Source organism: Boudabousia marimammalium, from assembly GCF_001936115.1.
Taxonomy (GTDB): Bacteria; Actinomycetota; Actinomycetes; order Actinomycetales; family Actinomycetaceae; genus Boudabousia; species Boudabousia marimammalium.
In genome coordinates this window covers 336,264-347,031 of sequence record NZ_MPDM01000001.1, presented here as the reverse complement: position 1 = coordinate 347,031, position 10,768 = coordinate 336,264, and the positions used below count along the sequence as shown (strand labels likewise).

Sequence of the window (10,768 nt, the reverse complement as noted above, 5' to 3'; positions counted from 1 at the left end):
CACCCCACACCACCGCGGCACAGCACACCAACCCCCGCACAACACCCCACACCACCGCGGCACAGCACACCAACCCCTGCCCCACACCCCACACCACCGCGGCACAGCACACCAACCCCCGCACAACACCCCACACCACCGCGGCACAGCACACCAACCCCTGCCCCACACCGAATGTGACCGTTAGCAACAAATGTGCACCTTACACAGTGCACAATTAACACTAAGGTGCACACTCGATGAAGCTGGGTATGGGGCGGTGGCAGGATGGTTTGCAAACAGACTACTTGAGCGGCACCGCGAGGCTTTGCGAACTGGCTCCCAGAACGGCGATAGAAGGCGGCGTCTGGATCAGCGACAGAAGGCGCCCAGAACGGCGACAGGCCAGTGACACTAATAAGTAAGACTCCCAGCAACAGTGCCTACCGACACAACGCCTTGTCAAAGAGATACCCCCTAGGGTATTCTCAAAGGGTTGAATACCCACCCGGGTATAAGAGTTTCCCAAATGAAAGGGCATGAATTATGTGTTCTCCCGTTAAGTGCAAGAAGTGCGGCAAGACGACGTGGTCTGGTTGCGGCCAGCATGTTGCAGCAGTCAAGGCCAGCGTCCCCGCCAGCCAGTGGTGCACCTGTGAGCGCGACACCAAGTCCAGCGGTGGCGGAATCTCCGGTTTCTTCTCTCGCCTACGTGGCTGATTCCGCGAACAGAGCATAAGCGTCAAAGCCCACGGACAAACCCGTGGGCTTTCCGCGGTTAGGCAACTTCAAAAGGCCAGCCAACACCACACAGCTCAACCACCTAGCCGCAAACCACCCCGCAAGACGAACTGCCACCACACAGCTCAACCACCTGGCGGAAAACCACCCGCAACGCGACAAACACCCTAGAATACAGCGGCCCCGCGGAGCAAAACACCAGCGGCACACCACCCGCAAATAAAACCTTTAGAAAGCAGCATCAAGAATATGACTACAACTGTTATCGTCGGCGGAGTCGCCGGCGGCATGTCCACCGCCACTCGCCTCCGTCGCCTCGACGAAAACATGGAGATTATCGTTGTCGAAGGCACCGGCCATGTTTCCTTTGCAAACTGTGGCCTGCCCTATCACGTCAGCGACACCATCCCGAAGCGATCCTCCCTGCTACTGCAGACCCCGCAGTCTCTGCGCGCCCGCTTCAACCTAGATGTGCGGGTGAATACCTTGGCGACCGCAATTGACCGAGAAGCACAGACAGTCACCCTCGTCGGCCCGGACGGAACCAGCCAGCAGCATTACGACTACCTCGTCCTCTCCCCCGGTGGCGTGCCCATTATCCCGCCAATTCCGGGGATTGACCGCGCTTTGACTCTGCGCACTGTGGAGGATTTAGACGCCATCAAGGAACAGCTGGACAGCACCAACGCGAAGTCGGCCGCCCTGATTGGGGGCGGATTCATTGGCCTGGAACTCGCGGAGAACCTAGTCAAGCGCGGCATGGATGTGACCGTCATTGAGAAGGCCGCTCAGATTCTGGCCCCGCTGGATCCGGAAATGGCGAATATTGTCACCAAGCACCTTGAAAAGAACGGGGTCAAAGTCATTACCGGCGCTGACACTACCGCCATCACTGAGAAAACGGTGGAGCTCAAAGACGGGCAAAGCATTAACGCTGAACTGGTGGTCGCCGCCATTGGCGTTCGCCCCCGCAACGAGCTGGCCGTGCAAGCCGGCCTGGAAGTTGGCGAACGCGGCGGCATTAAGGTCGATGAGCAGCTACGCACCAATGACCCGCGGATCTTCGCCCTCGGCGACGCCGCCGAAAAGATTGATGCCGCCTCACAGGCTCCGACCCTAGTGCCTCTGGCGCAGACCGCTAACCGGCACGGACGTCTACTGGCTGACATTATTGCCGGCCGCGACGATGACCGCACCACAGTCAAACCCACCCTCGGCACCGCCATTGTGGGACTGTTCGAGCTAGCTGCCGGCGCGGTCGGCTGGAATGAGAAGCGGGCCCGCGCGGAAGGCCGCAACGTCCGCATCATCCATCTGCACCCCATGAGCCATGCCGGCTACTATCCGGGTGCCGCGCAGCTACATTTGAAGCTGGTGATTGACGCGGAAACCGACCTGATTCTGGGCGCGCAGGCCGTCGGCCGCAGCGGTGTTGATAAGCGCATTGACGTGATCTCCATGGCGATGCGCACCGGCATGAAGGCGCAGGAGTTGGCGGATGTGGAGCTGGCGTACTCCCCGCAGTACGGTAGCGCGAAAGACCCCATTAACATGGCGGGCTTCATTGATGACAATATTTTGCGTGGCGAACGCACCTTCCAATGGTATGAGGTCGAGGACGCGATCAACGACGGTTGGACCCTGGTCGATGTGCGTACGCCTGGCGAGTATGAGCGCGGAACTCTGCCCGGGGCAGTGAATATTTCGGTGGATGAGCTGCGTGACCATATTGATGAGCTGCGCGGCAAGAAGCTGCTGGTCAACTGCCAGGTTGGTTTGCGTGGCCATATCGCGGTCACCATCCTCAGCCAGTACGGAATTGAGGCAGCCAACCTGGATGGCGGCTACCTGACCTACTCGCACGGGACGCAGAAATAATGAGCACCAAAACGCAGAGTACAGCCACCCCCGCCGGCAAGAGCAAATCCATGAGCTTGCCAGCGGCGGAAATCAAGCCGGCGATTACTCGTCTGAAGCGCGCGAAGGGCCAGCTGGAGGCGGTGATTCGCGCTTTGGAAACGGAGCAGGATTGCCAGACTTCAGTAATGCAGTTGGCGGCGGTCGCGAAAGCTATTGACCGGGCCGGATACCTGATTGTGGCTTCCGGTATGAAGCAGTGCTTCTCTGAGGGCGGCGACGAAATGGACGCGAAGACCTTGGAGAAGCTGTTCCTTTCTCTTTCATAGCGTTCACTATCTTCTGCAGGAGTCTCTCCGACCTCCCATAATTGGTTGGAGAGACTCTTTTTCTATCAGAAAGTCAGCTCATGCCGATTCGCCCGTCCCGCCTTTCCGACCTGCCACGTATGATGGAGATTTTCGCGGCTGCCCGCGCTTTCATGGCTGAGGCCGGTAATCCGACGCAGTGGCCTGACTGGTATCCTGATGAGGAAATGTTGCGCGCGGACATTGCAGCGGGCGCTAGTTTTGTGATTGAGGACGAGGACGAGGGCGTCCACGCAACCTTCATGTTTCGGATTGGCCCGGACCCCACCTATGCGGTGATCCGTGACGGAAACTGGCTGAATGATGAGCTTTATGGGACGATTCATCGGGTCGCTTCCGATGGGCGAAGGCGCGGCATCCTCGGCCAAGCAGTAGAGTTTTGCGCTGCCCGGTGCGCGAATCTGCGCGTGGACACTCATGCCGATAATGCGCCTATGCGGCACCTGTTGGGTAAGCTCGGCTTTGTTGAGTGCGGCACTATTACTGCGGAGGATGGCGGCGACCGGGTCGCTTTCCACAAAATTACGAACAGAAACGCATAGCATTCCCTGGAGTTCAGATGCGGAAATCTTCCTCGTCAAATCAAGTAATCCCGGTTCCCGGTCAGCCCCGTATCTACACGTACCGGTGGGCTAGTTACTTCCTGACACCGTTCGCGCTGCCTTCGATTATTGGCAGTATCTACACTTTCTTTACCCGCACTCCCGGGGTAGATATTGAGCTGGATGACTACTGGGCGATCTTAGTGGTGACTAGCCTGATACTGCTGGCCGGTTTGTTTTTCTGGTTCTACGCACATGGCGTTGACCCGGATAAGGTGTGGACGAGATTCGGCAGAATCTACTATAAAGAGGTCCGTTTTGATCAGTTTGACAGGTTGGATTTCCAGCCTGCGTTCCATCATACGCCCGCCCGTTATCGCATCTGCTACGGGCGCACCAGGGTCCGTTTCAAGCCTTATAAAAGTGATTATTCTTTGGCGATACTGAAAATTTTGGAGCACCTACCGTACCGGGACATCCGGATTGATGGGCGTTATCCCACGCATAAGTCGTGGCATCGTTTGGCTGAGATGGAACGCGAACGAATGTACAAGGATTTGACCGAAAGGTTCGCCGTTTACTATCAGCAGCATCCGAAAGAGTTAGCGAAGCTGCAGGCTTTGGTGTCGATTCCGCTGAAAGCTACGCTGGATCAATAGTCGGCTTTAGGGTTGACGTGGGTTGATATACTGGGGGTGTATTTGAAACCACTGATTCACTGGAGAACAGCCTATTATGACGACCCCAAACACCTTTTCCGCATGGCCTGAACTTCGGGTTGATGACTGGACTGACACACGCAACACTTTGCACATGTGGACGCAGATTATTGGCAAGATCCGCATGCAGCATGCGCCGCTAATTAACCACTGGTGGCAGGTCACTTTATATGTGACGCCGGTTGGTTTGACGACGTCCTCGATCCCTTTCCAGGGTGATGTTTTCGATATTGAGTTCGATTTTGTGAACCATGAGATTCGTTTCCGCCGCAGCAATGGCTTGCATGCGGACTTTGCTTTGGAGGAGATGACGGTCGCTGACTTCTACGCTAAGGTGCAGGACGCCATGGCGAAGATTGAGGTCCCCATGGATATTAGTGTCACCCCGAATGAGGTTGATCCGGCTATCCCGTTCCCGGAGGACACTGTCCATAAGACTTACGATAAGGACGCGGTTCGCCGGTTCTGGTTGCAGCTGTCGAAGGCCCATATTGCGATGGATGCGTTCCGTGCGGGCTTCCTCGGTAAGGTCAGCCCGGTGCATTTCTTCTGGGGTTCTTTCGATATGGCTTGTACTCGTTTCGTGGATAAGCCGGCTCCCCGCCATCCGGGTGGTGCCCCGAACTGCGCGGACTGGGTGATGGTGGAAGGCTATTCGCATCATCTGACCAGTGCGGGTTTCTGGCCTGGAGGCGAGGGTGAGGGCCTGTTCTACTCTTACGCGTATCCGACACCCGACGGTTATGCTCGGCAGAAGATTGAGCCGGCTGAAGCCTACTACAGTGAAGAACTATACGAGTATGTGCTGCCTTATGAGGCGGTCCGGAAGTCCGATAATCCGGAGGAAATGGTTCGCCAGTTCTTGGAGAGCACTTACGCTTTGGCCGCTGATTTGGACGGCTGGGATCGGGAGAATCTGGACACCGACCCGGATCGTTTGGCCGCATACATGAACCAGTAGTTTCCCCGGTTACCTATGTCTGAAGGCTCTAATCCTAAGCCGCTACCTCCCCTTCACCGTTCCGATTCGGTGAAGGGGAGTTGGCTGGCTACTGGCAGGGTTTCTGATGATCCAACGAATCCGGCGCGGCCACAAACCTTCCGGGCACCGTCTGAGTTACATTTTGCTGCTATTTCAGTAGTTTTCTTTGCTGCAATAATGGATGCTTTAATCTGGTGGGACTATTTTGCCGGAGATAGTGATCGACTAACGCGGGCAATTGTTTTCTTAGTAGTAATGTTGCTTCTGCTGGTACTGTTCGCATTGTTACAGCGGCAACGTTCCGGGGTGGATGCGGAGAAAGTGTGGATTCGCACCTTGGGTTTTAAGTACACCGAAGTGAAGTTCTCTGACGTAAAAGAAGTCCAATACGGTGCCATGTTTTTGAAGATAAATGATGGTGTCAACCAGTTGAATTTGCCTTTTGAAACGACTGATTATTCGCTGGCATTATTGCGCCTCACAGAGGAGCTACATTCGCACGGTTTCACGATTAATGGGGTAGCTCCAGACAGTGCAGATTGGCACTTAGTAGCGCAAAGACGCGCCCACGCCTGGGCGCAGTGGGTATTTATTAATAACCGCACTTACTACATGAATCATGCCCGCGCTTACGATTATCTTTTCAGTTTGGAAACTTTACCTGTTACGCGCGCTATAAACTTGGCACCGCCCAATGCTAAGAACTTCCCTTCTCCCTCGGAAATCCAGTATCAGAAGGGTAATAGCCACCTGACTGCGAAACGGTACATGCGACCTAATCTTGGTCCGCGGCCCGCCGTGAAAGCCGACAAGAAAGAGGAAAAACGACTGTCGAAACGTTCCCGCAGCCCGAAGATGCCACGTGAGATTCTGGGCAGCCGGATCATTTTGAATGCTGGCATAGTGTTATCGGTGGCTTTTGCTCTGGTGTTGATGATTACGGTTTCGGAGTATCGTAGCGGCATTGAAGGTGACATTGCTTCTATCATTGCGCCTGCCGCATTTTTGCTCATGGGACTAATTTTGTTCATCTCCGGTCTGCTGTGGCGGGTGGGTGCCAACGAGGATGAGATGTGGAGCCGTTTCGGGCCGTTCTATCGCAAATCCATGCGGTTCAGTGAGGTGTCAAGGGTGTCGAAAACCTATCGCGGATACGTGTTCTACACGGCTGGTAGCCAGTTCCGTTTCGCCACTCACGGCTGGGGTTTAGGACTGATTTACCTACGTATGCTATGGGAAATGCGGGTACGATGGTTGATGGTTCCAGGACTGGATTTTTTTGATCCAGCAACCAATCAACAGGTTCATCAAATTCGTACGGAGCTGTTTCAGCGTCTCTACCGGGAGCATATAAAATATTACGACTCCCATCCGGATGAGCTGGAACTAATCACTAACCTTTCTCAACCACTAAAACCTTAACTAAAAACACGGAATTGGGCGACATGAACACTGAACTTGTTCTGCTTTGCGATGAGCAAGGCAATCCGCTTGGAACCCGCGAAAAGGCGCTGGTTCACACTACTTCGACGCCTTTACATCGGGCGTTTTCTTGCCATATTTTTGACCCACAGGGCAATGTTCTGGTAACTAGACGGGCACTGAGTAAACTGACTTGGCCGGGCGTTTGGACAAACAGCGTCTGCGGACACCCTGGCGTGGATGAGTCTGACCAGTGCGCTATTATTCGCCGCGCCGCCGATGAGCTGGGCCTGCGGATTGACGAAGCACTCCCCCTCGTCCCCATTTTGCCTCAGTTCCGGTACCGTGCGGTAGATACCTCCGGGATTGTGGAAAACGAGATTTGCCCGGTTTACGCGATCACTTTGACTCAGCGTCCAAAGCTCGACCTGAACCCGGCTGAAGTGATGGAAGCCACCTGGGTGCCGTTCGCAGATTTCGTGACGGCCGCCTCGGCAGCACCTTTCGCTTTCAGCCCGTGGGCGGTCAAACAACTGGACCAGTGGCCATGCTAGACTACTAAACACTTCATTAGTTTAAGGAGAATCCATGCTGTTTGGACGTTCTGAAAGTGCCGAAGAAGTTGAGCACCAAATTGAGGCTTTACGCCAGCTAGTGCAAGAGCAAGCCGCAACAATCCGGGACTTGCAAAGCCAACTGGACATGCAAGCTGAGGCGGCAGAATCAGTGTATCACCCCGATTTTGAGGTGAATGCTGAGGAGGCCGCCATGGCACGGGCGGGTGACCCGGTTGGCGCAATCAAGGCCTACCGGATGCGAACTGGACGCACCCTGACGGAATCCAAAGCCGCTATTGACACCATTAAATAAGCCATTCAAAAGGAAGGGTTGGGGATGTTTTTTCAACGTAAATCCGCTGCCACTGAGAATCAAACACTGGAGTTAGCTTCGCTTCGCCGGCAGGCAGTGAATCAGGCCGCCACTATCGCACAACTGAAGCTACGTTTACAAGCCGGCCAAGATAATCCCGCCACCACTGATTTGGGGCTAACTGACGCAGAGATTTCCTTCATTCTGGAGGGGAAGCGGATTGGGGCAATGAAATCCTACCAGGAACGCACGGGGACGGACTTAGCGCTTGCAAAAGCTGTGATTGACTCCGCCGCAAGCGCACTAAAGTAGGATGCGACCCTGGCCACTTCCCCTTTGCTGAATAACACCAGGCAATGCCTTTGCGATAGAGTGGATGGGCTGAGATGCTGTTAGAGCAGCCTCTCACTGATAGACAAAACAGATTTGAAGGAAACTATGAAGAAAACGATTATTGGCGCTACCGCACTATTGTTGACCTTGAGCCTGAGCGCCTGCGGCGCCTCCACGGAGAAAGCAGCCGAGCCGACCCCCGAAGCTATGACCGCTACTGTTGAGGCAATGTCTACTGTTGAGACTATGTCCACTGTGGAAGACTCCGGCGCCGCCAAATCTGGTGACACGGTGGCCGCCGATAAGGCAGCCTGTGAAGCTTTTGCTGAAGGCATCAAGGGGTTCACTCCTCCCACTGCCGCAGATTCTTCTGACCCGGAGAAGTACATGGCGGCTCTCAAGCCTCTCTCGGCACCCGCATACAAGGCAGCAGAGTTGGCTTCCAGCCCGAAGTTGAAGGAGGCTTTCTCCAAGCTAGGCGAATTCACTGAAAAGGGCACCTCAATCGATCCTGCTGTTGCCCAAAAAATCCCCGGCTACGTGATCGATGCACGTGAGGGCTGCGCCGCTGCTGGTGTTGACTCTTCCAAGACCGGCCTGTAAGTAGAGCATTCCTCTCTTTTTCAGCTAAATTAGTTGCCCTGCCCAGACGCTTTACCGAACCTGGGCAGGGCAACTTGTCTCAGGCAGAAACTATACTGATACGCATGATGGAAACTACCCCTCGCCCGCTCCTACCTGGAAGCGTGGCCAGTCAGCTTGCCGCGCTGCTGGATGGGCACTACCGAGGTTTCGCGGTAGTGGATTTGGAGACTACATCCCTATCAGCGGAGGATGGTCGGATTCTTGAAGTCGGTGTGGTCTTGCTGTCTCCTTCCTTCACGATTGAGGGGACCTGGAATCAGCTACTTAACCCCGGTGCCGGGCACGATGTCGGTCCCACCCACATTCACCACATCACGGAAGCTGATGTTGCTGACGCCCCGACTTTTGCGCAGATAGCTGGGACTCTGACTGAGCTTTTACAAGACCGCATCCTGATTGCCCACAGCAGTCGTTTCGATTCTTCTTTCCTGCAGGCCGCTTTTACGCAGACTGAGTTTTGGCCTTGGCCGGGGCTGTCACAGGCCCCCGCTTTATGCACTCTGACGGAGGCGAAACATTTTATTCAAACACCGTCTCGGGCTCTGACCGCCTGCTGCGAGTTCCTAGGAATTCCCTTAAAACACCATCATCGGGCACTACATGACGCGGATGCGACCGCACTTTTGGCGGCCGCCTACCTACAGATTGCGGGCTTCAACTATGTGATGCCGTGGTCTGGGGAGGCCGACACATCCTCGTCCTTACCCGCCTCTGATCTACTGAGCCGGCTCCCGGAAAGCTGGGCGAAAACCCTACGCCAAGTCAGCTAGCGGAAAAACCAGCAGGTCACCCTCCAAGGGTTCCGCTCCGGTCGGGTTCGGTTTCGCTGCGCCGTTCATCACCATAAGCTCACCCCCGGTAGTTCCAATCCGTATTCTGGCGACATCTTCTGCGTCCGCGGCAGCTTCCACTGCGGGGATGACACCCTCGGGGACAGCAATTAGGGCGCGGGCAGGAGCCTCGGAAAAGAGTGCTTCCGCAGTGCTCAGGCGCCAGTTGGAGCAGACGCCCCCTAAGTCGATAGATCCCCCGATTCCAAATTTTTGGCACGACTGCAGGATAGCGGCAGCGAGACCGCCTTCTTGCACTGCGGTCGCGGAGGGTAGCAGGTCATTGCCAGCCAATGCCAGCAGCACCCGGGCGAGGGCGCCTTCCGCCGGCAGGTCCGCGTCAGGGAGGTTAACGCCGAGGGCGTCTTCCGGCTCAGCGTTATAGTGTCGAGCCCATGCTGAGGCCCCCAGTTCAGAGTTCGTGTCCCCCAGCAGCATGATGGCTAGGCCCTCCCGATTCCAGCCGGCGGGAATCAGTTTACCCAATGGTTCACCTGCCACCACGGCCACGGTGTTTACCAGATTCTGCGAAGTGGCACGCAGCTTTGCCACAGTCAGGTCCAGTCCAAGGCTCTTCACGGCACGGGAGGCAGCTTTCGCTGCGCGGGCCAGTTTCCAACGCATCTGCGGGTCGGTCAGGTCGCCGTGTTGGAGTTCAATCCCCACCACTTTCGGCTGGATGCCGGCAGCGCAGGCAACGCGACAAGCTTGGGCGACTGCCTGCTCAGCAGCAGCTACAGGATCAACCGCCGCGAAATGCGGGTTCGTTGCGGTCGCTGCAGGAGCAGAGAGATCCGACGGGGAGTCAGTTTCCGCACGTTTCCCAGCGGCGTGTTCCTCTGTCTGCAAGGCGGAGAAGAGTTCTTTCACCTGGTCGACAATCTGCGTGGGCTCCAGAGGAAGCAGTTCCGGGTATTCGACTGGAGCATGCACTAGACCGCTGCGTTTTGGTCTTTCAGCGGGGCCGTAGTCGTCCAAGGCTTCGGCAACTAAATCAGTGAGCTCCGCATTCTGGGTGTCTTCAGCATCGTTCAAGCTGAGGATAGTTTCCTCTTGTAGAGCTTTCATCCAATCAGCAGATCCTGCATGCGCTGTCATAGTTCCCTCAGTCTTTTTCTCTGGATAGATTCGACTGTTACTTTACCAGTTTGCTTCGCTAGCTCAATAAATTCCTAGCACAGCGAACTGTAGATAACTCTGGGACTAAGGTCGCCAAAACACCCCCAAAACACGAAGTTATCCACAGGCGAATCGGCCTTTTGTGGATAATCATTTGCTAGTTACAGGCAAACTTGCAGAAATTGAGTGAAAGACTGCGAGTTTTGTTGAATTCTCGAACAAATATTAGATTTTTCGTTGCAATTGCAACGAAAGCCGTCAATTCAATCCGCCGCAACAAAGTTGAAACCTTCAATCAATACTTGAAGCTTTCGTTCGCAACGCATATTTCACCGCATAATTCCACAAATTCAGACTACTT

12 protein-coding genes are annotated in these 10,768 nt (G+C 55.2%); 11 read left to right on the top strand and 1 reads right to left on the bottom strand.

From position 1 onward, the window contains the following. Window positions 1-969: 969 nt before the first annotated feature. The 11 genes from BM477_RS01580 (at window position 970) to BM477_RS01530 (ending at window position 9,228) form a co-directional block, all read left to right on the top strand. Window positions 970-2,598, top strand: a complete 1,629-nt coding sequence (locus BM477_RS01580; RefSeq protein WP_075360897.1) for an FAD-dependent oxidoreductase — start codon at window positions 970-972, stop codon at window positions 2,596-2,598. Continuing rightward, window positions 2,598-2,906 (top strand): metal-sensitive transcriptional regulator, encoded by a 309-nt coding sequence (locus tag BM477_RS01575; RefSeq protein WP_245792797.1) that lies wholly within the window; start codon window positions 2,598-2,600, stop codon window positions 2,904-2,906. The genes BM477_RS01580 and BM477_RS01575 overlap by 1 nt, the downstream gene beginning before the upstream one ends. An 80-nt stretch (window positions 2,907-2,986) precedes the next feature. After that, on the top strand, window positions 2,987-3,487 hold the full coding sequence (locus BM477_RS01570; protein WP_075360896.1) for a GNAT family N-acetyltransferase: 501 nt from the start codon (window positions 2,987-2,989) through the stop codon (window positions 3,485-3,487). Window positions 3,488-3,504: 17 nt separating this feature from the next. Further along, the gene (locus BM477_RS01565) at window positions 3,505-4,146 is read left to right on the top strand and encodes a hypothetical protein (RefSeq protein WP_075360895.1); all 642 of its coding nucleotides are present in this window, start codon (window positions 3,505-3,507) and stop codon (window positions 4,144-4,146) included. Between the two features lie 76 nt (window positions 4,147-4,222). Continuing rightward, entirely contained in the window at window positions 4,223-5,167 is a 945-nt protein-coding gene (locus BM477_RS01560) for a DUF5996 family protein (RefSeq protein ID WP_075360894.1), read from the top strand. 15 nt (window positions 5,168-5,182) lie between these two features. Further along, window positions 5,183-6,610, top strand: a complete 1,428-nt coding sequence (locus BM477_RS01555) for a hypothetical protein (RefSeq protein WP_075360893.1) — start codon at window positions 5,183-5,185, stop codon at window positions 6,608-6,610. Window positions 6,611-6,633: 23 nt separating this feature from the next. Beyond that, window positions 6,634-7,164, top strand: coding sequence for an isopentenyl-diphosphate Delta-isomerase (gene idi, locus BM477_RS01550; protein ID WP_143230166.1), 531 nt, complete (start codon window positions 6,634-6,636; stop codon window positions 7,162-7,164). Window positions 7,165-7,198: 34 nt separating this feature from the next. After that, window positions 7,199-7,480: a hypothetical protein gene (locus BM477_RS01545; protein ID WP_075360891.1), complete on the top strand. Its 282-nt coding sequence runs from the start codon at window positions 7,199-7,201 to the stop codon at window positions 7,478-7,480. A gap of 24 nt (window positions 7,481-7,504) precedes the next feature. Continuing rightward, a complete protein-coding gene (locus BM477_RS01540; RefSeq protein ID WP_075360890.1) occupies window positions 7,505-7,792 on the top strand; it encodes a hypothetical protein in 288 nt (95 codons plus the stop codon). A 126-nt stretch (window positions 7,793-7,918) separates the two neighbouring features. After that, window positions 7,919-8,416, top strand: coding sequence for a hypothetical protein (locus BM477_RS01535; protein ID WP_075360889.1), 498 nt, complete (start codon window positions 7,919-7,921; stop codon window positions 8,414-8,416). Window positions 8,417-8,520: 104 nt separating this feature from the next. Beyond that, window positions 8,521-9,228: a 3'-5' exonuclease gene (locus BM477_RS01530; protein ID WP_084543623.1), complete on the top strand. Its 708-nt coding sequence runs from the start codon at window positions 8,521-8,523 to the stop codon at window positions 9,226-9,228. Here the strand turns inward: BM477_RS01530 and BM477_RS01525 are convergent. Next, window positions 9,211-10,386 carry an AIR synthase-related protein gene (locus tag BM477_RS01525; protein WP_075360887.1) on the bottom strand — a complete coding sequence of 392 codons (1,176 nt, stop codon included), beginning with the start codon at window positions 10,384-10,386 and terminating at the stop codon, window positions 9,211-9,213. The genes BM477_RS01530 and BM477_RS01525 overlap by 18 nt on opposite strands. Window positions 10,387-10,768 lie beyond the last annotated feature (382 nt).